Source organism: Pseudomonas sp. ZT5P21, from assembly GCF_054897785.1.
In genome coordinates this window covers 86,312-110,800 of record NZ_CM142705.1, presented here as the reverse complement: position 1 = coordinate 110,800, position 24,489 = coordinate 86,312, and the positions used below count along the sequence as shown (strand labels likewise).

General features: G+C 58.4%; 22 protein-coding genes and 1 pseudogene. 10 read left to right on the top strand and 13 right to left on the bottom strand.

From position 1 onward, the window contains the following. Positions 1-205: 205 nt before the first annotated feature. From ACYZT9_RS00520 to ACYZT9_RS00495, 6 genes are all read left to right on the top strand, one after another. The gene (locus ACYZT9_RS00520; RefSeq protein WP_462010293.1) at positions 206-2,239 is read left to right on the top strand and encodes an ABC transporter permease subunit; all 2,034 of its coding nucleotides are present in this window, start codon (positions 206-208) and stop codon (positions 2,237-2,239) included. Between the two features lie 15 nt (positions 2,240-2,254). Next, on the top strand, positions 2,255-3,925 hold the full coding sequence (pstA, locus tag ACYZT9_RS00515; protein WP_462008088.1) for a phosphate ABC transporter permease PstA: 1,671 nt from the start codon (positions 2,255-2,257) through the stop codon (positions 3,923-3,925). 190 nt (positions 3,926-4,115) lie between these two features. Then, positions 4,116-4,949 (top strand): phosphate ABC transporter ATP-binding protein PstB, encoded by an 834-nt coding sequence (gene pstB, locus ACYZT9_RS00510; protein WP_462008087.1) that lies wholly within the window; start codon positions 4,116-4,118, stop codon positions 4,947-4,949. Between the two features lie 71 nt (positions 4,950-5,020). Then, positions 5,021-5,782: a phosphate signaling complex protein PhoU gene (gene phoU / locus ACYZT9_RS00505; RefSeq protein ID WP_462008086.1), complete on the top strand. Its 762-nt coding sequence runs from the start codon at positions 5,021-5,023 to the stop codon at positions 5,780-5,782. 167 nt (positions 5,783-5,949) lie between these two features. Beyond that, on the top strand, positions 5,950-6,906 hold the full coding sequence (locus tag ACYZT9_RS00500; RefSeq protein WP_462008085.1) for a response regulator: 957 nt from the start codon (positions 5,950-5,952) through the stop codon (positions 6,904-6,906). A 209-nt stretch (positions 6,907-7,115) separates the two neighbouring features. Then, entirely contained in the window at positions 7,116-8,012 is an 897-nt protein-coding gene (locus ACYZT9_RS00495) for a peptidoglycan DD-metalloendopeptidase family protein (RefSeq protein WP_462008084.1), read from the top strand. Positions 8,013-8,209: 197 nt separating this feature from the next. Here ACYZT9_RS00495 and ACYZT9_RS00490 read toward each other — a convergent pair whose 3' ends face one another. The 3 genes from ACYZT9_RS00490 to phoB all read right to left on the bottom strand — a co-directional run bounded on the left by ACYZT9_RS00490 (position 8,210) and on the right by phoB (position 11,731). Beyond that, on the bottom strand, positions 8,210-9,550 hold the full coding sequence (locus tag ACYZT9_RS00490) for a hemolysin family protein (protein ID WP_462008083.1): 1,341 nt from the start codon (positions 9,548-9,550) through the stop codon (positions 8,210-8,212). Between the two features lie 123 nt (positions 9,551-9,673). Beyond that, on the bottom strand, positions 9,674-10,960 hold the full coding sequence (gene phoR / locus ACYZT9_RS00485) for a phosphate regulon sensor histidine kinase PhoR (protein ID WP_462010292.1): 1,287 nt from the start codon (positions 10,958-10,960) through the stop codon (positions 9,674-9,676). Between the two features lie 81 nt (positions 10,961-11,041). Further along, a complete protein-coding gene (gene phoB / locus ACYZT9_RS00480; protein ID WP_007896474.1) occupies positions 11,042-11,731 on the bottom strand; it encodes a phosphate regulon transcriptional regulator PhoB in 690 nt (229 codons plus the stop codon). 153 nt (positions 11,732-11,884) lie between these two features. On the opposite strand from phoB, the gene ACYZT9_RS00475 reads away from it, so the two are divergent. Continuing rightward, a complete protein-coding gene (locus ACYZT9_RS00475) occupies positions 11,885-12,277 on the top strand; it encodes a COG4315 family predicted lipoprotein (protein ID WP_462008082.1) in 393 nt (130 codons plus the stop codon). Positions 12,278-12,406: 129 nt separating this feature from the next. Here ACYZT9_RS00475 and ubiA read toward each other — a convergent pair whose 3' ends face one another. Both ubiA and ACYZT9_RS00465 read right to left on the bottom strand, forming a co-directional pair. After that, positions 12,407-13,297 (bottom strand): 4-hydroxybenzoate octaprenyltransferase, encoded by an 891-nt coding sequence (gene ubiA / locus ACYZT9_RS00470; protein ID WP_462008081.1) that lies wholly within the window; start codon positions 13,295-13,297, stop codon positions 12,407-12,409. Further along, the gene (locus ACYZT9_RS00465; RefSeq protein ID WP_462008080.1) at positions 13,297-13,848 is read right to left on the bottom strand and encodes a chorismate--pyruvate lyase family protein; all 552 of its coding nucleotides are present in this window, start codon (positions 13,846-13,848) and stop codon (positions 13,297-13,299) included. Before ACYZT9_RS00465 ends, ubiA begins: the two co-directional genes overlap by 1 nt. Positions 13,849-14,049: 201 nt before the next feature. Here ACYZT9_RS00465 and ACYZT9_RS00460 point away from each other — a divergent pair, with 201 nt between their 5' ends. From ACYZT9_RS00460 to ACYZT9_RS00450, 3 genes are all read left to right on the top strand, one after another. After that, the gene (locus ACYZT9_RS00460) at positions 14,050-14,217 is read left to right on the top strand and encodes a rubredoxin (RefSeq protein WP_347802562.1); all 168 of its coding nucleotides are present in this window, start codon (positions 14,050-14,052) and stop codon (positions 14,215-14,217) included. Between the two features lie 20 nt (positions 14,218-14,237). Then, a complete protein-coding gene (locus ACYZT9_RS00455) occupies positions 14,238-15,386 on the top strand; it encodes an NAD(P)/FAD-dependent oxidoreductase (RefSeq protein WP_462008079.1) in 1,149 nt (382 codons plus the stop codon). Positions 15,387-15,577: 191 nt separating this feature from the next. After that, a complete protein-coding gene (locus tag ACYZT9_RS00450) occupies positions 15,578-15,853 on the top strand; it encodes an HU family DNA-binding protein (protein ID WP_003213368.1) in 276 nt (91 codons plus the stop codon). A 330-nt stretch (positions 15,854-16,183) separates the two neighbouring features. On the opposite strand, the gene ACYZT9_RS00445 is transcribed toward ACYZT9_RS00450, so the two are convergent. The 8 genes and pseudogenes from ACYZT9_RS00445 to ACYZT9_RS00410 all read right to left on the bottom strand — a co-directional run bounded on the left by ACYZT9_RS00445 (position 16,184) and on the right by ACYZT9_RS00410 (position 24,389). After that, on the bottom strand, positions 16,184-16,549 hold the full coding sequence (locus ACYZT9_RS00445) for a DUF2388 domain-containing protein (protein ID WP_462008078.1): 366 nt from the start codon (positions 16,547-16,549) through the stop codon (positions 16,184-16,186). A 265-nt stretch (positions 16,550-16,814) separates the two neighbouring features. Beyond that, on the bottom strand, positions 16,815-17,210 hold the full coding sequence (locus ACYZT9_RS00440) for a DUF6124 family protein (RefSeq protein ID WP_462008077.1): 396 nt from the start codon (positions 17,208-17,210) through the stop codon (positions 16,815-16,817). Positions 17,211-17,611: 401 nt separating this feature from the next. After that, positions 17,612-18,661 carry a lipase family protein gene (locus ACYZT9_RS00435; protein ID WP_462008076.1) on the bottom strand — a complete coding sequence of 350 codons (1,050 nt, stop codon included), beginning with the start codon at positions 18,659-18,661 and terminating at the stop codon, positions 17,612-17,614. Between the two features lie 15 nt (positions 18,662-18,676). Continuing rightward, on the bottom strand, positions 18,677-19,894 hold the full coding sequence (locus tag ACYZT9_RS00430) for an alpha/beta hydrolase family protein (protein ID WP_462008075.1): 1,218 nt from the start codon (positions 19,892-19,894) through the stop codon (positions 18,677-18,679). Next, positions 19,891-20,682, bottom strand: coding sequence for a hypothetical protein (locus ACYZT9_RS00425; RefSeq protein ID WP_462010291.1), 792 nt, complete (start codon positions 20,680-20,682; stop codon positions 19,891-19,893). Before ACYZT9_RS00425 ends, ACYZT9_RS00430 begins: the two co-directional genes overlap by 4 nt. Before the next feature lie 41 nt (positions 20,683-20,723). Continuing rightward, entirely contained in the window at positions 20,724-21,521 is a 798-nt protein-coding gene (locus ACYZT9_RS00420) for a hypothetical protein (RefSeq protein ID WP_462008074.1), read from the bottom strand. After that, positions 21,518-22,366: a DUF4123 domain-containing protein gene (locus tag ACYZT9_RS00415; protein WP_462008073.1), complete on the bottom strand. Its 849-nt coding sequence runs from the start codon at positions 22,364-22,366 to the stop codon at positions 21,518-21,520. The genes ACYZT9_RS00420 and ACYZT9_RS00415 overlap by 4 nt, the downstream gene beginning before the upstream one ends. Next, positions 22,363-24,389, bottom strand: a pseudogene (locus ACYZT9_RS00410) (type VI secretion system Vgr family protein). The gene ACYZT9_RS00415 and the pseudogene ACYZT9_RS00410 overlap by 4 nt, the downstream one beginning before the upstream one ends. Between the last annotated feature and the right edge of the window lie 100 nt (positions 24,390-24,489).

Below are 24,489 nucleotides of genomic sequence, written 5' to 3'. Positions count from 1 at the left end.
GCGAATTGACTTCAATACGCCTGAGTTGCAACGTAAGCGCCGCATTCGCGCGCTTAAAGATCGCCTGACCCGCTGGTACGTTCTCGTTGGCGGCCTCGCTGTTCTTGGCGCGATCACACTGATCTTCTTCTTCCTTGCCTACGTCGTCTTGCCCCTGTTCCAGGGTGCCGACCTGACCGCCAAGGAAGCCATCACGCCCGCCTGGATGCAAGACGCCGGCAAGCCGCTGATGATCTCCCTGGAAGAGCAGAACCAGGTCGCCATGCGGGTTTCCGACAAAGGGCAGGCGCTGTTTTTCGCCATCGACAGTGGCGCTGAGCTCAAGCGCGTCGATCTACCGATCCCGGCCGGCACCACCGTGACCTCCATCGGTGAAGACCAGCCCGGTCATCCGTTGGTGGCGGTTGGTTTGTCTAACGGTCAGGCCCTGGTGTTCCGTCACACTTATAAAGTCAGCTACCCGGATGGCAAGAAGACCATCTCGCCAGCCATCGAATATCCGTATGGCGAAACTCCAGTTGCGTTGAACGAGGCGGGCGGTGCGCTGGAGCATGTCAGCCTCAACGCCACCGACACGACCCTGATGCTGGTCGGCTCCACCGGTTCGCAACTCAATGTTCTGTCGCTGACCAGCGAAGAGAACATGATGACGGGCGAGATCACCAATGAGCAGACGCGTATCGATCTGCCGCAAATGACCGAGCCGGTGAAGAACATCTTCGTCGACCCGCGTCAGCAGTGGCTGTATGTGATTAACGGTCGTGCTCAGGCCGACGTATTCAGTCTGCGCGACAAGAGCCTTAACGGTCGCTACAAGTTGCTCGAAAACGGCGATGCAGAGATTACTGCCAGCACCCAACTGGTGGGTGGTATCTCGCTGATCCTTGGCGATTCAAAAGGTGGTCTGGCCCAGTGGTTCATGGCCCGCGACCCGGATGGCGAGCAGCGCCTTAAGCAGATCCGCACCTTCCAGATGGGCACCACGCCGATCGTTGAAATCTCCGCTGAAGAACGTCGCAAAGGCTTCGTCGCCCTCGATGCGTCCGGCAAGCTCGGCGTGTTCCATAGCACCGCACACCGCACCTTGCTGGTGGATCAGGTGGTCGATGGCCAGGGCACTTTCGGTATGTCGCCACGGGCCAACCGCATCATCGTGGAGCAGGGCGGCAAGGTTCAGCCACTGCTGCTCGACAACCCGCACCCGGAAGTTTCATGGAGCGCGCTGTGGAACAAGGTCTGGTACGAGAACTACGACGAGCCTAAATACGTCTGGCAATCGACCGCCGCCAACACCGACTTCGAACCCAAGCTGAGCTTGTCTCCGCTGACCTTCGGCACCCTGAAAGCCGCGTTCTACGCCATGCTGCTGGCCGCGCCACTGGCCGTTGCCGCTGCAATCTACACCGCGTACTTCATGGCCCCCGGCATGCGCCGCAAGGTCAAACCGGTGATCGAGCTGATGGAAGCGATGCCGACGGTGATCCTCGGTTTCTTCGCCGGTCTGTTCCTCGCCCCTTATGTAGAAGGGCATTTGCCGGGCATCTTCAGCCTGCTGATGCTCTTGCCGATCGGCATTCTGGTGGCTGGTTTCGTCTTCAGTCGCCTGCCTGAGTCGATCCGCCTGAGAGTGCCGGATGGCTGGGAAAGCGCGATTCTGATTCCGGTGATTCTGTTCGTGGGCTGGCTCTCGCTGTACATGAGCCCGTACATGGAAACCTGGTTCTTCGGTGGTGACATGCGCATGTGGATCTCCCACGACCTGGGCATCACCTACGACCAGCGCAACGCACTGGTGGTCGGTCTGGCCATGGGCTTCGCGGTAATCCCGAACATCTACTCCATCGCCGAAGACGCCGTATTCAGCGTGCCACGCGGCCTGACCCTCGGTTCCCTGGCACTTGGTGCTACGCCGTGGCAGACCATGACGCGGGTGGTGATCCTCACCGCCAGCCCGGGCATCTTCTCGGCGCTGATGATCGGCATGGGCCGTGCGGTCGGTGAAACCATGATCGTGCTGATGGCCACCGGTAACACCCCGGTCATGGAAATGAACCTGTTCGAAGGTCTGCGGACGCTGGCCGCCAACGTCGCGGTGGAAATGCCCGAATCGGAAGTCGGCGGCAGCCACTACCGTGTGCTGTTCCTCTCGGCGCTGGTGCTGCTGTTGTTCACCTTCGTCATGAACACCCTCGCGGAACTGATTCGTCAGCGTCTGCGCAAGAAATACTCGTCGCTTTAAGAAAGGTAGAAGTCTGTGAAACAGAACTCCCTGAATGGATGGTTCAAGAGCGGCGCCCCCGGCGTCTGGATCAGCGGTGGCGCGGTGTCCATTTCGGTCATCATGACCATTGGTCTGCTGGCGGTGATTGCCGTGCGCGGTCTGGGTCACTTCTGGCCGGCGGATTTGATTCACGCCAGCTACGACGTGCCGGGCCAGGCTAATCACCTGGTTATCGGCGAAATCGTGCAGAAAGAAGAAGTGCCCCGCGAGCGCCTGAAAAGCGCTGGTCTGCCGGTGCCCGACGAGGGTCCGGAGTTCATGACCCGCGAGCTGATCAAGGTCGGCAACCGTGACCTGAACGGCAACGACTTCACCTGGATCGTCGGCGAGTGGCTGACCAACCAGAAGACGCCGCCTGAGCTGATGGCCATCGAGCGCCGCGAGTGGGGCAATTTCTACGGCTACCTGGTCAACGTCAAACAGGAAGGCAAAGTCATTGCTGAAGGCGAAGCCGCGTGGCCTGAGTTGCAAGCCCGTGTCGCTCGTGTCAACGAGCTTGCTGCACAGCTCAAGACCCTGGAAAAAGTCGATATCGGCGCGATCAACGCCGGCCTCGAACGCATCCGCCTGCACAGTCGCAAGCTGGAACTGGCCGGCACCCTCGACGCCGCCGCACAAGCGGACATGGAATCCGAGCGCGCCGAGCTGAACGCTCGCTATCAGGACATCGAAGCACGCCTGAACGACCTTCACACGCAGTTCAACCGCGACAGCCTGACGGCCCGCGACGCCAACGGCAAAGAAGTCGTCATCGACATCGGCAAAGTGGTTCACGCCTACCAGCCGAACGCCATGGGCACGATGACCAAGATCGGTTTCTACTTCAGCAAGGTCTGGGAATTCCTCAGCGACGATCCGCGTGAAGCGAACACCGAAGGCGGGATCTTCCCGGCCATTTTCGGCACCGTGATGATGACCCTGATCATGGCGATGATCGTGACGCCGTTCGGCGTACTGGCTGCGGTTTACCTGCGTGAATACGCCAAGCAAAACGCGTTGACCCGGATTATCCGCATCGCCGTGAACAACCTGGCGGGCGTTCCGGCCATCGTGTACGGCGTGTTCGGTCTGGGCTTCTTCGTTTATGTGCTGGGCGGCTCGGTCGACCGGTTGTTCTTCCCTGAAGCACTGCCGGCACCGACCTTCGGTACGCCAGGCCTGCTCTGGGCCTCGCTGACCCTGGCGCTGCTGGCGGTGCCGGTGGTGATCGTGGCCACCGAAGAAGGCCTGGCGCGGATTCCTCGCACCGTGCGTGAAGGCTCGTTGGCCCTCGGCGCGACCAAGGCTGAAACCCTTTGGAAGATCGTGCTGCCGATGGCCAGCCCGGCGATGATGACCGGCATGATCCTCGCCGTGGCACGCGCCGCCGGTGAAGTGGCGCCGCTGATGCTGGTGGGCGTGGTGAAACTGGCGCCGTCGCTGCCGCTGGATGGCAACTACCCCTACCTTCACCTCGACCAGAAGATCATGCACCTGGGCTTCCATATTTATGACGTCGGCTTCCAGAGCCCGAACGTCGAAGCCGCGCGCCCGCTGGTGTACGCCACGGCGCTGCTGCTGGTACTGGTGATCGCGACATTGAACCTGTCGGCCGTCTACATCCGGAACCACCTGCGCGAGAAATACAAAGCGCTGGATAGTTAATAGGTCGGCGCGGACCTTGTGGGAGCGAGCTTGCTCGCGAAGGCGGTAGGTCAGACAACATTGATGCTGAATGTGATGGCCTCTTCGCGAGCAAGCCCGCTCCCACATCAGCCCGCGTCCAATCGAACATTTATTGGGCATACCGTGAAGCGGTATTCCGAACCGAATTTGTCAGCACAGGGAGCCTCCCATGCAGCACGAAGCACATACCCACGGCATCAACATGTCTGCCCTGGGCCGCGATAAACAGAGCCTGAGCCTGGCCCAGGAAACAGTGGCCATCGAAGTGCCGGGCCTGAACCTGTTCTACGGCGACAAACAAGCGCTGTACGACGTCAGCCTGAACATTCCGAAGCAGCGCGTCACCGCCTTCATCGGCCCGTCCGGCTGCGGCAAGTCCACGCTGCTGCGCACCTTCAACCGCATGAACGACCTGGTTGACGGCTGCCGCGTTGAAGGCGAAATCAACCTGTACGGCAATAACATCTACCGCAAGGGCGAGGACGTCGCCGAGCTGCGTCGTCGCGTGGGTATGGTGTTCCAGAAGCCGAACCCGTTCCCGAAGACCATCTACGAAAACGTGGTGTATGGCCTGCGCATCCAGGGCATCAACAAAAAACGCATCCTCGATGAAGCCGTCGAGTGGGCGTTGAAAGGCGCGGCGCTGTGGGACGAAGTCAAAGACCGTCTGCACGAGTCGGCACTGGGCCTGTCCGGTGGTCAGCAGCAACGTCTGGTGATCGCACGTACTATCGCCGTGGAACCGGAAGTGCTGCTGCTCGACGAGCCGTGCTCGGCACTCGACCCGATCTCGACGCTGAAAGTCGAAGAGCTGATCTACGAACTGAAATCGAAGTTCACCATCGTCATCGTGACCCACAACATGCAACAGGCCGCGCGCGTTTCCGACTACACGGCATTCATGTACATGGGCAAACTGGTGGAATTCGGCGACACCGATACCCTGTTCACCAATCCGGCGAAGAAGCAGACCGAAGACTACATCACCGGTCGTTACGGCTAGGAAGCTGTGGTTGCTCACTGAACTGACGCTGCGGTCCACCGCACCTTACCGGACGCTCCAAGGACGCCAACATGATTAGTAAAGAAGGCCTTACCCACCACATTTCCGCGCAGTTCAATGCTGAGCTCGAGGAAGTGCGCAGCCACCTCCTGGCCATGGGCGGGCTGGTAGAGAAGCAGGTCAACGACGCGGTGACGGCGCTGATCGAGGCCGACTCTGGCCTGGCCCAGCAGGTTCGCGAGATCGACGACCAGATCAACCAGATGGAACGCAACATCGACGAAGAATGCCTGCGCATTCTGGCCCGTCGTCAGCCTGCGGCGTCTGACTTGCGTCTGATCATCAGCATCTCCAAGTCGGTGATCGACCTGGAGCGTATTGGTGACGAATCGACCAAGATCGCCCGCCGCGCCATCCAGCTGTGCGAGGAAGGTGAAGCGCCGCGCGGTTACGTCGAGGTGCGTCACATCGGTGACCAGGTGCGCAACATGGTGCGTGACGCGCTGGACGCGTTTGCCCGCTTCGACGCCGACCTGGCGTTGTCGGTGGCGCAGTACGACAAGATCATCGACCGCGAATACAAGACCGCCCTGCGTGAACTCGCCACCTACATGATGGAAGACCCACGCTCTATCTCGCGGGTTCTGAGCATTATCTGGGTGCTGCGTTCGCTGGAGCGCATCGGCGACCACGCGCGCAATATTGCGGAGTTGGTGATTTACCTGGTGCGCGGTACCGACGTGCGTCACCTGGGCCTCAAGCGCATGAAAGAAGAAGTTGAAGGCGCAAGTGGTGAAACCGCTAATGTTCCGGGCGAAGTTGACGATAAGTAAGATTGCCCAAGTAAAGCGCCCGGCCCTTTGGCCGGGCGTTTTTGTTTGTGGGTTACGTAGTTGAATGCAGCACCCGCGAACGAAAAGTCCCGGCGTGACTGAAGGTTTTTGGCAATGTGCCATCAGCAAAGCGGTATGCTTGCCGGGATTTTTTAAAGGGGTGATGGATGAGTAAGGTCAGTGTATTGGTCGTGGACGATGCGTCGTTCATTCGTGACCTGGTGAAGAAATGCCTGCGCAACTACTTCCCGGGGATCCGCATTGAAGACGCAATCAACGGCAAGAAGGCTCAGGCCTTGCTGGCACGGGAAGCGTTCGACCTGGTGCTGTGCGACTGGGAGATGCCGGAAATGTCCGGCCTGGAACTGTTGACCTGGTGCCGCGAGCAGGACAACCTCAAGACCATGCCCTTCGTCATGGTGACCAGCCGTGGCGACAAAGAGAACGTCGTCCAGGCGATCCAGGCTGGCGTATCCGGCTACGTCAGCAAGCCGTTCACCAATGAACAACTGCTGACCAAGGTCAAGCAGGCGCTGAACAAGGTTGGCAAGCTCGATACCTTGATGAACAGCGCGCCGACCAAAATGAACTCGGCGTTCGGTAACGATTCCTTGAGCGCGTTGACTGGCGGCAAAGCGGCGGTTGTTGCGCCAGCAGCGGCGCCAGCCCCGGTCAACCCGTTCGCCAAACCCGTCGCCGCTGCACCCGCCCCGGCTCCTGCGCCATCTCGTGGCCTGCTCAACAGCCCGCCGGTCAAAGCACCAGCGGCCTCCGCCGCGCCAACCAGCGGTCGTGGCCAAGGCCAACTGCGCCTGCCGAACGGCATTCAGCAATGCGTGATCAAGGCCTTGAGCCTCAAGGAAGCGCTGCTGGTGGTCAAACGCAGCGAAGCCCTGCCGCAAGTGCTCGACAGCGCCGTGCTCGATCTGGAGCAGGGCGACAACGCTGAAGTCGCCCGCCTGAACGGTTACCTGCACGCCATCGTCGCCCACGAACAGAAACCCGACAGCGAATGGCTGCAACTGACGTTCCGCTTTGTCGACCAGGACGCGCAGAAACTGGATTACATCTCCCGTTTGATAGCACGTGGTACGGCGCAGAAGCATTTCGTTCCAGGCGCTTAGGTTCGGCATCGTCTGTTAAGCCGCCATCGCGAGCAAGCTCGCTCCCACATTTGAAATGCATTCCAATGTGTGAGCGAGCTTGCTCGCGATGAGGCCTTCGAATTCACCATACATCCGCTGAACAGCCCATTTGAAACATCTGCCGACTACCCTGGTCCATTGCAGCTGCTAGGCTCATCCCCAGGCCTCACTCGACAGAATTTTCGACCATGCTCGCGCGCCTGCTGTTTTTCTGCGGTCTTTTCATGGCCTCCACCTCCGCGTGGGCCATGACGATCTACAAGTCCACCGACGCCAATGGCGTGGTCTCCTACAGTGACCGCCCCACGAAGGGCTCCCAAGTGTTCACTTTTCGCGATCGCATGGTCGAACACCTCGAGCGTCAGGTGTACCTCGTCATCACCAAGAAGCAGGTCGTAGACAGCGTTTATGTGCGCAATGACCTGTATGCGCCAGTAGAAATAGAGTTGAGTTTCGCCGGGCTGCGGAACGTCAGCGGTGCGCCGAGCCGACCGATTCGCCGGGTCATGCCGGCGCGCAGCAGCATTCGTCTGGCGCTGCTCACGGCTACGAAAGCCGAGATGCCGCTCGTGTACACGCCCAAATTTGAATACTCCTTGGGCGATCCCTCAGGCGCCGCCATGGCCTATCGATACCCTTTCCCCTGGCGCGGTGGCCCGTTTCGTCTGAGTCAGGGCGCCAATGGTCAGTACAGCCACTTCGGTGCGAAAAACCGCTACGCCATGGACATTGCGATGCCCGAAGGCACGCCGATCATTGCGGCGCGAGGCGGGGTGGTGGTGAAAACCGAGAATGACCAGACCGGGCGCGGCAACGATCCGTCGGGCAATTTCGTGCGGGTGCTGCACGATGACGGGACGATGGGCGTGTACCTGCACCTCAAACGAGGGTCGGTGAGCGTTCGCGAGGGGCAGCGGGTGTCAGTGGGCAGTCCGTTGGCGTTGTCAGGCAACACCGGCAACAGCAGCGGGCCGCACCTGCATTTCGTGGTGCAGCGCAATACCGGGTTGGGGCTGGTGTCGATTCCGTACCAGTTCAATCAACCGGTGGGGGCGTTGCCCAACTTTGCGATGGGCAAACAATGAAGGTGATGGAGGTCAACTGTGGCGAGGGGATTTATCTGTGGCGAGGGGATTTATCCCCGTTGGACGGCGAAGCCGTCCCAAAGCCTGTCAATACGGTGTAACTGATAGTCCACAAATGGCAAGGGCTGGGGCCGCTTCGCAACCCAACGGGGATAAATCCCCTCGCCACAAGAGCTCGCTCATCGCCCGCGATGCAATCAGTCCAGCATCAACACCTTGGCCAGAATAATCTTCGGCCCTTTCATCTTCTTGATGATGATCCGCAAGCCTTCGACTTCCAGCACTTCTTCCTCTTCCGGCACCCGTTTCAGGGTTTCGTAGACCAATCCGGCGAGGGTTTCGGCTTCGACGTGGTCAAGGTCAATGCCCAGCAGGCGTTCGACTTTGAACAGAGGCGTATCACCTCGCACCAGCAGCTTGCCCGGTTGGTACGCGAGAATCCCGCGCTCGGCCTTGTGGTGTTCGTCCTGGATATCGCCAACCAGGGCTTCCAGCACGTCTTCCATGGTCAGGAAGCCGATCACCTTGCCGTCGGCCTCTTCGACCAATGCGAAGTGCGCGCCGCCCTGGCGAAACTGTTCCAGCAGACTGGACAGCTGCATGTGCCTGGTCACCCGCTCCAGCGGGTGCAGTAGCTCGGTCAGATTGAACTTGGACGGCAGCATCTCCAGCACCGACATATGCAGCAGCAGGTCCTTGATGTGTAGCAGGCCGATAAAGCTGGCAGTTTCCTCGTCGTACACCGGGAAGCGGCTGTACTTGTGACGGCGGAACAGGCTGAACACTTCTTCCAGCTTGGCCGTGCTGTTGAGGTAGACCAGGTCTTCGCGCGAGTTGGCCCAGTCGACCACTTCCAGCTCGCCCATTTCCACGGCCGAGGCCAGCACGCGCATATCTTGGTCGCTGGGGTCGCTGGCGCGACTGGAGTGGAGGATCAGCTTGAGCTCGTCGCGGCTGTAATGGTGCTCGTGATGGGGGCCGGGTTCACCCTGGCCGGCAATCCGCAGGATGGTGTTAGCGCTGGCGTTAAGCAGGTAAATCGCCGGGTACATCGCCCAGTAAAACAGGTACAGCGGCACGGCGGTCCACAGCGACAGCAGCTCGGGCTTGCGAATGGCCCAGGATTTCGGCGCCAGTTCGCCGACCACGATGTGCAGGTACGAAATAACGAAAAACGCGGCGAAGAACGACACGCCTCTGATGACCTCGGGCGATTGCACACCGACGGCTTCCAGCAGCGGCTCGAGAATGTGCGCAAACGCCGGTTCGCCGACCCAGCCGAGGCCCAGGGAGGCGAGGGTGATACCCAATTGGCACGCCGACAGGTAGGCATCGAGCTGACTGTGCACGGTGCGCAGAATGTGTCCGCGCCAGCCGTTTTTCTCAGCGATTGCCTCGACCCGGGTCGAGCGCAGTTTGACCATGGCAAATTCCGCCGCAACGAAAAAACCGTTGAGCAAAACCAGGATCAGAGCAAAAAGAATCATGCCGAAATCGGCGAAAAGTGTCGCGAGGGTCAAGCCAGGGGAAGGGTCCATGATGGAGTTTTGCGGGTTCCGTGTATTCGAAAAGGGGATTAATGCGGTGCCTGAAGGGCAGGCACAAGTCAGCCAATGTAGCGGCTGACCGGGCGAATGACTAGTGGCGAGTGCTGGCCGGTATCAGTCGGCGGTGCTGATGATCCGGGATTTGGTGACCTGGGCTGGTGCAAAATGGCAGATAAACGTACTGCCGTGGCCTGGCACGCTGCTGATTTCCATCCGTGCGCGGTGGCGCAACAGCACGTGTTTGACGATTGCCAGCCCAAGCCCTGTTCCGCCGGTGTTGGAGTTGCGGCTGGAGTCGACACGGTAGAAACGCTCCGTCAAACGCGGCAGGTGTTTGCTGTCGATGCCAATGCCGGAGTCCTGCACGCTCAGGTGCGCGCCTTGCTCATCGGCCCACCAGCGAATGCGGATATTGCCTTCGGCCGGGGTGTATTTAACCGCGTTGAACACCAGATTGGAGAATGCACTGCGCAATTCGGCTTCGCTGCCCTTGAGCAGGATCGTCGGATCGGCTTCCAGTGTGATGCGCTGATTTTTTTGCCCGGACAATTGCTGGGCGTCGCTCTTGATCGATTGCAGCAAGCCATCGATGGCCACGGGTTGGTTGTCCGACGGGTAATCGGTGGCTTCCAGTTTGGCCAGCAGCAGCAAGTCGTTGAGTAACGTCTGCATGCGCCCGCCTTGTTGCTGCATTTGCTGCAAGGCACGGGTCCAGCGGGGGTTCACTTCCTCGACGTTGTCGAGCAGGGTTTCCAGGTAGCCACAGATCACGGTCAGCGGCGTGCGCAGTTCATGGGATACGTTGGCGATGAAGTCCTTGCGCATCTGTTCCAGCTGATGGATGCGCGTCACGTCGCGCACCAGCATCAAGTGTTCGTTGTTGCCGTAGCGGGTGATGTACAGCTGAATACGCACTCGGTCGTTGGTCGGCGAGGGGATTTCCAGCGGCTCGGCATAGCTGTCCTGCTCGAAGTATTCCTTGAAGCGCGGATGGCGAACCAGGTTGGTCACCGGCTGACCGCTGTCCTGCGGCGTCTTGAGACCGAGCAGGGTTTCCGCCGCGCGGTTCCACCATTCGAGGTTGCCGTCGGTGTCGAGCATGATCACCGCGTCTTTCAGCGCGGCGGTGGATTCCTGGACCCGGTCGATCACCGCTTGCAGACGGCCGCGCACCCGTTGGTCGCGGCGTTGCAGATGATAGATGCTGTCGAACACTTCACCCCACAAGCCGTAGCCATCGGGTGGGGCTTCCTCGGGTTTTTGCAGGCGCAGCCATTCATGCAGACGCAGCAGTTGCTTGAGCGTCCAGGCCAGATAAAGGCCCAGGCCCGCCGCGAGGCTCCAGCCGTAGTAGCCGGTAATCAGGCCGATCACCAGGCAGGTGGTGACCAGCAGCAGCATGTGGCGAATCAGGGTGCCATGCCAGTTTTGGTTCACTTGAACGCGCGTCCTTGTCAGCTTGTCGGGCGGGAAAGGGCTGGATCAGGCTTTGGTTGAAAACCGATAACCAGTGCCACGCACGGTTTGTACCAGATTTTCGTAGGCATCGCCGAGGGCTTTACGCAGACGACGGATGTGCACGTCGACGGTGCGCTCTTCGACATATACATTTCCGCCCCAGACCTGATCCAGCAACTGGCCACGGGTGTAGGCGCGTTCCTGGTGGGTCATGAAAAATTGCAGCAGGCGGTATTCGGTCGGGCCCATTTCGGCGGGTTTGCCGTCGATGGTCACGCGGTGGCTGATCGGGTCCAGCAGCAGGCCGCCGACTTCGATCGGTGCCTCACCATCGGTGGGCCCGGCACGGCGCAGCACAGCCTTCAGGCGTGCGACCAGTTCACGTGGGGAAAAGGGTTTGGTGATGTAGTCGTCGGCACCGACTTCCAGGCCCTGGATCTTGTTGTCCTCTTCACCCTTGGCGGTGAGCATGATGATCGGGATGTCACCGGTCAGCTCATCGCGCTTGAGGCGGCGGGCCAGTTCGATGCCGGAGGTGCCGGGCAGCATCCAGTCGAGGAGAATCAGGTCCGGTTTGCGATCGACGATGATGGCGTGGGCCTGCTGCGAGTTTTCAGCCTCCAGGCAGTCATAGCCGGCCATTTCCAACGCCACGGCGATCATTTCGCGAATGGGCGCTTCGTCGTCGACGATCAGAATGCTCCTGCCAACCATGCCATTAATCCTCTTGTCATTTAACTGTCTTGCGCCGCATTAGATAACGGAATTATTGCAGTCGTGTGACAGTATTTTAGTCGCCCGGCGGTTGTCGTGATCCTGAACTAAGCTCTAAGTCCGAATCCTGACAACCACAAAAGGAAGGTTTCCATGAAGCAATACTCGCATTCCTTCAAGGCTCTGATGCTGACCGCAGCCCTAGCATTGCCATCGATGGCCTTCGCGGCTGAGCCTGTGATGATGAAAGACGGTGTGATGGCGGACCATAAGGGCATGACCCTGTACACCTTCGACAAGGACACGGGCGGCAAGTCGGTGTGCACCGGCCAATGCGCGGAAAACTGGCCGCCGTTCGAAGCGGAGGCGGGTGCCAAGGCCGAAGGTGACTGGACCATCGTCAAGCGTGACGACGGTACGCAGCAATGGGCCTTTAAGGGCAAGCCGCTTTACTACTTCGTGAAGGACGCGAAACCGGGAGAAAAGACCGGCGACAAAATGAAGGACGTCTGGCACGTCATCACCAACAGCGGACCTAAGATGTAACCCTTCCTCTGTAGGAGCGAGCTTGCTCGCGAAAAACGTGAACGATGACGCGCGTCTGTCTGGTTAAACGCGTCGCTCTCAAGTTCATCGCGAGCAAGCTCGCTCCTACAGGGGGAGGCGGCAGCCGCCTCACCTCAACCCGTAATCCAGCACAATCCCCACAAAAATCGCCAAACCCGCCCAATGGTTGTGCAAAAACGCCTTGAAGCAGCGCATCCGGTCCTTGCCACGGGTATACCAGAACTCCCACGCAAAACAGCCCGCCGCCGCCAGTAACCCCAGGTGGTACCAGCCACCGAGCTCGAATTTCGACCCGGCCAGCAACAAGCAACCCAATGCCAACCCTTGCAGGGTCAGAATGATCACCCGGTCCGCCTCGCCAAATAGAATCGCCGTGGATTTCACGCCGATTTTCAAGTCGTCGTCGCGATCAGTCATCGCGTAATACGTGTCGTAGCCGACCGTCCACAGCAGATTCGCGATCCACAGCAACCACGCCGCCGCCGGCAATTCACCGGTTTCAGCGGTGAACGCCATCGGCATCCCCCAGGAAAACGCCGCACCCAGCACCACTTGCGGGTAATAGGTGTAGCGCTTCATGAAAGGGTAAGTGAAGGCCAGCGCCAAGCCGCCGAACGACAGCCAGACTGTCGTCGCGTTGGTGCACAACACCAGCAGGAAACTCACGCCCATCAGCAGCGCAAAAAACACCAGGGCTTCTTTGGAACTGATCTTGCCGCTCACCAATGGACGCTGCTCGGTGCGTTTCACATGGCCATCGACCTTGCGGTCCGCCCAGTCGTTGATCACGCAGCCCCCGGCGCGGGTCAGCACCACGCCGAGGACAAAAATCATCACGTTGGCCAGCGACGGCGAACCTTTGCCAGCGATCCACAGCGCCCACAGCGTCGGCCACAGCAGCAGGTAAATGCCGATCGGCTTGTCCATGCGCGTCAGCTGAACAAAATCCCAGGCCCGTGGGTTCAAGCGGTTCAGGGATTTGAGCAGGCTTTGATACATCAGCAATTCTCCGGATGGGCGCGGGTGGCGAGCCACAGGGTCGGCAGGAAAATCTCGGCCACCAGCACGCTCAAGGCGCCACGGTCAAAACGCGATCGACGACCCCACAATTGCGGTGTTCGGCACTCCAGCGGCAGCCATTCCTGAGGATAGTGACAAACCTCGATGGCGCGCCGCTGAAATGCCTGATCACAGAACAGCAATTCGCCCAGCGAACGGCTGCCCAACTCGTCCATGTGCAAACCGTCGCCCTGCAACGCGCTACGCGCCGCCACGCTGCGGGCAAACACCCAGGCTTCATCGTGGCCGCGCAAATACACCTCGCGCACCCAACCTTCGCTGCCTTCAGCGAGGTCCAGCGCTGCGCACTCATCCGCGCGCAGCGGTTGCCAGCCTTCGAACAGCGGCGTGACGCTGAAGCCGTCATTCGACAGGCGGCTCAACCGTCGGGTCAGCGAACCTTCGTCGAACAACCAGTCGAGGGTAGAAGCGTCGGGGAGGGGCGCGAGTTGGCTTTGGGTTAGCCAGAATGGAGGTTTTGAGTGCGGCACAGTGAGTCATTATTGGCAGCAAATGAGGCGGCGAGCTTACCATGTCGGTCGGCGATTTTGATTGACCCGACCGGCCATTGCGCTGAACAGGCTTGCATCTGCCGGGCCCGATCAGTACAAAACGCCCTGAGCCGGACGGCAGCGCTGCAATCATCGACCGTTCGTGCAAGCAATGAGCCTGAATCCTGAGGAAGTACCTGAATGAAAAAGTGGCAATGTGTGGTCTGCGGCCTGATCTATAACGAAGCCGACGGCTGGCCGGATGACGGCATTGCAGCGGGCACCCTGTGGCAGGACGTACCCGAAGATTGGCTGTGCCCGGACTGCGGCGTCGGCAAGATGGATTTCGAAATGATCGAAATCAACTAAGACATTTAGAGGAGTAGGGAATGAACGCACCTGTCGTGATCGTCGGCACTGGCCTTGCGGGCTACAACCTGGCCCGAGAGTTTCGCAAGCTCGATGGCGAAACCCCGCTGCTACTGATTACCGCCGATGACGGGCGCTCCTACTCCAAGCCGATGCTCTCCACCGGCTTCGGCAAAAACAAAGACGCGGACGGGCTGAGCATGGCCGAACCCGGCGCCATGGCCGAACAACTGAAGGCCGAAGTGCGCACCCACACGCGCATCAGCGGCATCGACCCGGGCCACAATCGTCTGTGGATTGGCGAAGAGTCGGTAATTTACCGGGACCTGATCCTGGCGTGGGGCGCCGAAACCGTGCGTGTGCCCATTGAAGGTGATGCGGCGGACGCGGTGTTCCCGATCAACGACCTTGAAGACTACGCACGCTTTCGTGCTTTTGCGGCGGGCAAGCGTCGGGTGTTAATGCTCGGCGTCGGCCTGATCGGCTGCGAGTTCGCCAACGACCTGATTCTCGGCGGTTACGAGGTGCAACTGGTTGCACCGTGCGAGCAGGTCATGCCAACGCTGCTGCACCCGGCGGCGGCCGCTGCGGTTCAGGCCGGGCTGGAAAGCCTGGGTGCGCGGTTTCACCTGGGGCCAGTCCTTAACCGATTGCAGCGCTTCGAAGACGGATTGGAAGCGCACCTTTCCGATGGCCAGGTCATCGCGTGCGATGTCGTGGTTTCAGCCATTGGCCTGCGCCCGCGCATCGACTTGGCGGCCGCGGCCGGCGTTCAGGTCAATCGCGGCGTGATGGTCGACCGTCACCTGAAAACCTCCCACGCCAATATCTACGCCTTGGGCGACTGCGCCGAAGTTGACGGGCTGAATCTGCTGTACGTCATGCCCCTGATGAGCTGTGCGAGAGCGCTGGCACAAACCCTCGCCGGAAACCCGACAGCGGTGAGCTATGGCGCGATGCCCATCACCGTCAAAACGCCGGTTTGCCCGTTGGTGGTTTCGCCGCCGCCACGGGGTTTGGAGGGCGTGTGGACGGTCGAAGGGCAGGGCGCTGACCTTAAGGTTTTATGCCGCGATGCCAGCGGAAAACTCCTCGGTTATGCCCTGACAGGCGCAGCCGTGATGGAAAAACTTGCACTGAACAAAGAGCTTCCGCCGCTGCTGGCGTAAATAGCAGTCGTTCTGTCGGAATCACCCCGCTTTTGCCCCTGTAAACGTCGCGCCGAGACTGGCGCGGCTCTTCCGTGCGTGCCATTCTCACTCCCGTCTGCCGCAGAGTAGAGCACCTGCGGCGCTTTGGGCGCTGTTCCACGAGAACAGCACGGACATAACAACAAAAAACCGTCTAAGGGGCTTCACATATGCGTAAACCAGAACTCGCTGCCGCCATCGCGGAAAAAGCGGATCTCACCAAAGAGCAGGCCAACCGCGTTCTCAACGCCGTCCTCGAAGAAATCACCGGCGCCCTGCACCGCAAGGACAGCGTGACGCTGGTCGGCTTCGGCACCTTCCTGCAACGCCACCGCGGCGCCCGCACCGGCAAAAACCCGCAAACCGGTGAGCCCGTCAAAATCAAGGCCAGCAATACCGTCGCGTTCAAGCCGGGCAAATCGTTGAAAGACAGCGTTAATCCGTAATCAGTATTCCCATCCCGCGTAGACGGGGAGCGGAATAAAGAATGGGCATGCCAACCGGGTTGGGTGCCCATTTTTTGTGGGTGACGGATCAGCTCGCGGAGGCTTCCTGCCTGGCGAAAATCGCCCCTATCTCCGGGTCATCCAGTGTGATCCAAGTAAACGGTAAAGCTGGATTCCTAATTAAACGCCCACCCCTGTAGGAGCGAGCTTGCTCGCGATGAATCTGAGAACACCGCGGGGTATCAGATTTCCAGCGTTGTCGTTAACCACCATCGTCGGAACGCCGCCCGGAGCCGGCTCGCTCCCACAAAAAGCCGCGTGTTTGGTTGTTCATCCATAGGTCGCTAAAATCATGTGGGCAAACTCTTTCTTGCTTGGCCGAAAATCAGCGTGCTGCTCCAAGTGCGCGCGCCATGCAGATTCAAGCACGGGTCCATCAAGATCGCCGTCGGTAGCGATATAAGCGGCGGCATCGTCCTTCACCGCCTGGATGAAATGTTTGGAGAAGCCATCCTCGATGTCTTTCGACGTCGAATAAAACGGCCCAACAGTTGTGAGGAACAACGCAAATCCAGTTAGTGAAAAGGGTCCAATATCTGGTTCAGCCCGAACTGAGGCGCTAGCTACGAGTGTAAGCATGGCGACCCAATAGCACCCAAATGCCACGGTCCATTTTTTAATGTGTCGACTAGCCATGACTGATTGAACTCCCTGTTTATTGGCGCGCTTCCATGAACGATGTGCCGCACCCACTCAACATTGAGTGTGCCTGTGCAAAGTAACGAGGCAGAGAGGCAGTTCAAGACCAAGGAGGCCCAATCGGACGCGTCCTACATATGTTTCGGAAACAGGGAAGATAACTGTGTTGGTTTTTGTGCTCGCAGCTGTGTGCTGGGCACCCTAACGAGAAAAACCCCGATGGGGAGGAACACACCATCAGGGTTATTTACTGCTTGATGAGTTATCCGACCTGGTTTTCTTGCTTGGCGAAAATCGCCGCCATTTCCGGTTCATCCAGATGATCCAACGCCCGCTCTACCAACAAATGCACCCCGTCTGCCATGCGGCTGAGCGCCAGGGCTTTGGAGCGGCGTGAGCCGTCCACATCGTCGGCGAGGTCGGCTGCGATGGCGCTGATGGACAGTAGATCTTCCGAAGCGTTGGAGAGGAGTGTTTCGGTGTTGATGCCTGGGCAGACGCAGAAGAGTTGGCCGTTGCGTTTTGGTGATTTCGATTCGGCTGGCGGGAAGGGTTGATCGAGAGCGCGCTCGGCGGCTTCGTTGAGTTTGTTTGAGTCGGGGCTTTCGTATGGGGAGATCGGATCGGCGTCTGGCAGGTTTGGTGTGACCTTGAACATGGTAACTTTCCTATAGTAGGGCCGTGACCATCTCGCGACTAAACGAAAGGGAGGCGGCTGTGCGCAAGTTAGTCGACCGGTAAAGCCACCAAAACCCGGCGCGCCCGAGGGCGCCATGCGCACAACCACCATCAAGTGCAGGCGAACACCTGACTAGATGACATTTGTGCAACCGTAGATGACTAGCCGGGCGACTAAACCCGATCACTGATGAGCAGTGACACGAATCAAGTTACCGACCAGCCCCAAGGCGTACAAGCCGGCGGATTCTGGCGTAGCCGTAGGCAACGACGCAAGGTGTTGTAGCTCTCAGGAAGTAACCTACAAGTCTTTTAAACAAAATCTGTCAAGCGGTGTTGAAGTGGCGGCGACACTGGCACTTTTGTTGATTCGGGCAAGCGCTACACAATCGAATCAATATCCAAATGAAATGGCGCACCCACCGCATGCCCGCCCGTCATTGCCGCAATAGCCGCGTCATTGTCTTCGGGGGGTGACGGAATCATCGCCAGTGGATCGTGGGCAATATTTTTCGGATGGGCTCTCCAACGTAGCAGGCTTTCTTGCACCCACTCGGGCTGGTCGGCATGGCTGCCATAAACATCGGCCACGGTGACTGTGTGCTTGTGCGGCGCCTCCAGGCGAGTCTGGGTCATCCGGAGATTTTCGACTTCTTTTTCAAGATCCCTGATGTCTTGGGCATCTCGCTGCGGATTCGTATAAGCGCGAGACTGCCTTTCGATTTTCGTGCTCAATGCTCTCAGTTGCCCTCTGACGTTTTCCAGATTGGCGTTGACCCGTTCGAATTCCGTCAACGTCACCCGCGAACGTCTTTTTTCCTGCGCTTCCTGCCAGCGACGCAGGGTGGCCCAGCAGCCGGGAATGTAGCTGCCAACCATCGAGTGATGGCCGCCGTCTATTATCTGCCGCACGAATGAACCACGCTTGGGCAAGCCATTGGTCTGTCGCAGCGCCTCGGCGTAGCCATGGTCGTTGATCGTGCTGCAACCCGGTTCCCAGAGAATGGAGGATTGACGTCCATCGCCGAAGTCCACCGGCATGAAGTGTCGTAACTTGCCGTGATGCCCATAGGGGTCACCCGTGAAGTTGATGATCCCGCCGATGAAGAAAGCCAAACCACCCACCGGGTGGAGAGCAAGTACCGCTCCATGGGTGGCATATACCGGAACGCGGTTGGACGGCGTGTTCATCCAGGTGGAAGGAACGCTCGGTACGGGGTCGTTGTGGAAGACGACGCGGTGGTGGTGCAGCGGTTGTGCAGCTTCGATAAAGGTTGAGTCGGCGGCACGGGGGGCGCCGTAGGTGTAAAGCACGATGTTTGGCGAGTATTGGGTATCGCGTCGCAACATCTCCGCTAGTATCAGCGCCACCGCACCGCCAAGACTGTGCCCGCAAATCACCAGCTTTTGTCCGCTGTAGAATTTTTCCAAATACTTCACAGCAAATTAGTAGGCCACTTTCGCGGCCCGATAAAAACCGTTGTGCACCTTGCCATCCCCTTCCTCGAAGGGTACTTGGTGGGCATCCGCATCAAGCCAGGCGTCGGGTCCCGTCTCACTGGTTCCCCTGACACTGATCAATATTAACTCGTCGTGATGGCTGATAAAGGCCTGAGTGTCCGAGCTTTCCGCTAGTTTGCGGTCATCAAGAAAGTGCAGCTTCGCCGGGTGTTCCTGCTCCTCACCCAACTCTGGGTCGTTGACCTCTGGATACAACTGCGGATCGAACGGCACTACTTCCAGACGTTTGGAGTAAGGCACCTCTTCATACAATGGGTAGAACTTCGCAGTCTGTGAGTCATCGACTTGCCATAGCTCTTCAAATTGCGGCAAGGCGTGACCGAACCAGTTGCCGCTGCTGGGCCGTAATGGAAATGACACGCTGTCGGTGGTTACGGGCTGGGTGTTCGGCTCTTGACCAAAATCGGTGTAACTCAACGTCGACATCAGTGCCAGTTGGTAGAGGTTGAGTGCGCAAAACTCGTTGCTGGTCGACAACATCGGCCGCAGCGCCCTCATCGGGCGTACTTCCAACACATGATGTTTGTTCGGTAGAAGGGCGACGCCCTTTGGCTTGGCCGCGCTCAGGCCAACCTCCGGGGCGCTGGCATTCGGTGTTATAAACGTTCTGGTTTTGGCAGGCTGACGGAACAGCGTGTGCACCGCCATATTGGGTGGGTTGCTACGCGCGGCCAGGGGCGGCAGATGCGCTAAGTGCTTTACCAATTCGCTCACTTCAACCTGGTAATAGGCATTGGGATCAGCGAGATCTTTTGCAGGATTTGCCAGAGTGCGCATACCTGATTTGTCAGAAAAGCGGGTTTTTTCGGCGCGTACTTGTAGTTCGGTGATGGGGAGTGGGTAATGCTTCCTGCGAACTAATTCGCTGTAATCATCATTAACTCCTTGATACTTCTCACTTAGTTTAAGTAACACCGGGCCGCAGAAGTGGTTTTCCACTTTGGCGGAACCGGTGGCATCCAGTTTTCCGGTGTAAACGGCATCTTCGTAGTCCGTCACTTCGTAAGTCAGACCGGCGAAAGGCTTGCCATCACCGAACTCATCTACTAGCTGAAAACTTGTCGAATGTCCGCGCAACGGGCAAGCATGGATATTGCCCTTCATAAATGGAATATCACTTGCAGCCAAAGCTACGACGCTCATGGGGTTTCCTCCTTGTTTTCCGTGCAGCCTGGGTAAATGGTGCAGATCCGCTCATCCACCATTCGGAAGGTGCTGAAATCCTTGTGATTGCCGTAGCAAAACGCATGTTGGTCTTCGAAACCCTTCCCCATACAGCGCTTCCAGCCGTCAGGCACCTTCACCCATGTGTCGCCCATATAAGGCTCCTCCTCATGGGCCAACGTGATTTTTAGTTTCACTGTTTTTCCTGGTAACTGATCGAGCGTGTAAGCCGTGAAGGGACGACTTTTCGCGACGTTCCCTTGCGCATCAGTCTTTTTGCAGTAAAGGATTTTTATGAGGTAACGTTTGGGGCCGACTGTGCGGAAAAACCATTGGCATTCGCCAGAGAACTGACTTTCGCCGGCAGCATTGAACGTGCCTTTGTTCCGATCCGACAACTCTGAGCGTACGGCAATAGTGGCATCGTCGTAACTGCGGTTTCCCCGTCCAGGGCCAAAGATGCCCATGACCTCGACCTCCACACGGTTTAACGCCAGCGGACAGCCGCTAACGGTTCGGTAGAGCGGGATCTCAGAAGTCGTTTCGTATTCCATGTAGACCTTGTTGAACCCGAGCTGAGTACCTTTCCCGCCCGGTACGGTGCACGTTTGCCCTTTGGCGGGCACATAGTTGGCCGTCAGTTCGTACTTAAAGTCAGGCGGAAAATCCGGGGCGAAGGTAAAGCTTTCTCGCTTGCCGATGACAGAACAACCCAACGTCAAGAAAAGGCAACTGCAGAGAGTCAGGCTTTGAATAACACGTTTTATGGGCGGGACAGCTTCTCGCGAATACCAAGCGTTTGGATGCGTCATTGGGTTTCATCCTTGTTTTCCGTGCAGCCTGGGTAAATGGTGCAGATCCGTTCATCCACCATTCTGAAGTTGCTGAAATCTTTGTAATTTCCATTGCAATAGCCACGCTGGTCTTCAATACCTTTTCCCATACAGCGCTTCCAGCCTCCCTGGACTTTGACCCAAGTGTCACCCCAGCCTGGCAGTTCTTCATCCGCTAACTTGATCTTCAGCTTTACAGTTTTCCCCGGCAGCTGGTCCAGCGTGTAAGCCGTAAAAGGACGACCGCTTACGACATTGCCTTGTGCATCGGTTTTCCTGCAGTCGAGGATTTTTGTGATGTAGCGATTGGGGCCTACTGTGCGGAACAACCATTGACACTGTCCGGAGAAACTGCCTTCGCCTTCAGAGTTAAAGTCACCCTTGTATTTCTTGATCAACTCATCGCGCACCGCGATTGAGATGAATTCGTAGGTGGTGTAGCTGCGCTTGCTATCTTTGCCGATGACTCCAATGATTTTGACCTCTAAGAGGTTCAACGCCACCGGGCAGTTTTCAACTGTCCTGTACAGTTCTATCTCAGAAGTCGTTTCGTATTTCATCCCAATTTTATTGAAACCGAGTTGGGCGTTTCTCCCTCCCGCGAGCGTGCATGTCTGCCCTTTGGCGGGAAGGTAAACGGCCTTAAGTTCGTAGGTGAAATCAGGCGGGAAGTCCGGAATGAAGGTGAAGCTCTCAGACTTGCCGAGCGCGGAACAACCCACGGTCAAGGAAAGGCAACTGCCGAGGATCAGTCTTTGAAGTAAATCCCTCATACCGGCGCATCTCCCTGCCAATACAACACTTGCTGATACACCCGCTCAAAATGAGCCGCTGAATCCTCATCGGGCTTTGGTTCCCAGGATTTGGGCGGCAAGTACCCCGGCGCCTTCAAGCACTGCGTCAGCAAAAAATGCACCTGCTCCGGCTGCTGCCAGCCCCACAAACAGATCAATTCAATCAAGCCCCACAACCAGCCATCCACATCGCGTTCTGCGGCGAGGGCAGCCAGCGCTTCTGTGTGCTCACGGACCAGGTAGCGGCGGGTGTTATCGAATAGCACGTTCGCGTAGACAATTTCCGGCGTCGGGGTTTTCAGCCACGCCGGTTCGAGCGGCAGCGGGTGTTCGCCGGGGTTAGGGTTGTCAGTGATCGTCCATTGCTCAGCGTGCCAGTAACAAACGCTGGCGATCGGCCCCAAATAATCGGCGTACTGCTCCGGTTGTAGATAGCTGAGGGCACGTCCGAGTACTCGATTATCGTGGAAGCGATACAGCGCCAGATTCGGGCGCTCACCGACCACCAGCCGGTCGCGCCAGTGAGTGACCAATGCATCCAGGTCCGTGAGCGCGGCACTGGCCAGCCAGCCCCAATGACGCTCCGGCGTGGAGAGCAGCGCCTGGATGACCGGATGTTTGACAGTACCTATCCGAAAAAGAACAGGGCTTGCTTGCGCCATTGAATTAGCCGCCGTGCCCACATACAGATTGCGGTACTGATCGGCGCCCAGCTCCTTGGTTAACGCATTGCGCTCCTCGAGCTGACCGTCAGAGTCGAGCATCAGATAGAGCTCCCGTCCGGACCGGGAATGATCGAACAACCATTGTTCAAGCGTATTCATGCGACTTCTCCAATGTTGCATTGGCCGTCGAGACAAGCCTCGCAAAGCGGGCAGTAGTCCGCCGCCTGCTGTCGGGCGCTGGCAACGATGGACATCGGGTTGGCGATGACGGCATTGGCCGTGCGAGCCGGAGCCTGGAGCGCCTGCAGCGGCTGAACACCCGTCAGTGGCGCACCGCCCTCGACGATGGGCACGCTGCTGAAAATCCCGCCTGCATTGATGACGATGTGGTGACCGCCCGCCTGGAGCGTCAGGCTCATGCCCGCATCGATCACCACGTTGGTGGCGGTGACATGCGCCTGTTGACCGGCCTGAATCACCAGCGAACCAGCGGACGTCGTGCTGCTGTTGCCGCTGATAGTGATCAACTCATCACCGCCGATCACCGTGCTGCGCATGCCTTGCGTGGTGTGCAACTCCTTGCCCTTGATCAGGCTGGTGCTGTGGTTGTCCACCTGCTCGAAGCGGTCGTTGTTGATCAGGCTGTGGCTGTCGTTGAGGATCAGTTGCTCGATATCGCGTTGTGCACGCAGGTAGATTTTTTCCCGCCCGGCGCGGTCTTCAATCGACAATTCGTTGTAGCCGCCACTGCGCGGTGAGCTTTGGCTGCGTAGCACTGTTCTGGTTTTGTTCTCGGACAGTTGATGAGCGACGGACGTGACCTTGTTGACCACGCATCCGGTGATCAACGGTTGATCCGGGTCGCCCTCCTGAAACGTCACGACCACTTCCATCCCGACGCGCGGGATCGTCACTGCCCCAAATCCCTCACCCGCCCAACTGGAGGCAACCCGTAGCCAGCAGCTGCTTTTTTCACTGTTGAGTTCTGCTCGATCCCACGGCAGCTCGACGCGAACTCGGCCGTACTCGTCGCAAAAAACCTCCTCGCCGGGCGGGCCTGTGACACGCGCGGTCTGGCAGACCAGCACAGGTTTTCGCGGGCGCAGAGGAGGGCGGAAGAGCACGTCAGACGGAATGGCGCTGAAGCTGTTGCGGTAGCCTTGAGTGAAACCGTCCGCGGGTTGGTCGTCGCTGACAAATGCTTCTTCCAGAGATTGCGGTTCTTTCCCTTCGTGATGAAGGCTCACCAGCAACCACAGGCCGTTGCAGGTTGTGCGCGGGTGTTCGGTCAGGTCGAACAAGTAACCGCTACGCAGCGTCGGCTGATTGCTTGCTCCCTCGACCAACTGATAGTCGCTGCGGTGTCGCTCCAGTGCTTGGCGGACGAGCTGTTTGCCATGTTTCTCAGACTTCATCAGCAGCGGATAGCGGTAGTCTTCAAGCTCGGGGTGAACTCGGCGGTGAAGCGACTCTCCAGCAACAGGCTCGGGCGTTTCAGGTCATAGTCGCGACGTGTGACCGTGCTGGTACGGGTGCTGAAACCCATGGCGAACCGGCTGACGAACGGATGCTCGGAGACCATGCCTGCGTCTTGCCGATAGGGGGTTGCGCCGAGCGTCGGGAAAAAAACCTGGTCGTCGGTAAACACCAGCAAATGACTTTCAGGCGAATGCTGGTGATGCCATGCAATGCCGTCTTCGGCGCACAAGCGCTGGACGAACTCGAGGTCACTTTCCCCGTATTGAGTGCAGAACTCGCGCTCGACGCTGGTGCTGACATGGAAATTAAAAACATCCGGCTGGATGCCATGTCTCTTGAGAACCTGACTGATGATTTGCGGCACTGTCAGGTTCTGGAAAATTCGATGATCGTGACTGAATTGCAAGTAGTACAGGGCTGGCACCAGTGTCAGGTGATAGCGGGTCAGACGTTTTCCAGATTCCCCCGCGACCACATTTTCGATGCGACCATGAATACCTTCGCCGTTAAGGCCGAATTTCAGAAATGCAGGCTGGCTGAGCAAGCTCTCCAGATCGAAGTCCGAGTGCTCACTGACCAGATCAACGTGAATTGAGTACAAGGCGCTAATGGCTTCAGTGCCTTCAAACGCCAGCACTTTAAAATCGTTGCGAACCGCCGGGATGACGAGCGTGAAGAGGTCTTCATTCGCCGATGCGAACATACGCTTATCCTTTTGCTTTTTTTAGCCCGTCCTTGAGCCAAGAGAGAAAAAGTTCCGAGGCTCAAGCCATGTTTGGCTTGAGCCAGTTGCAAGCGCTGGA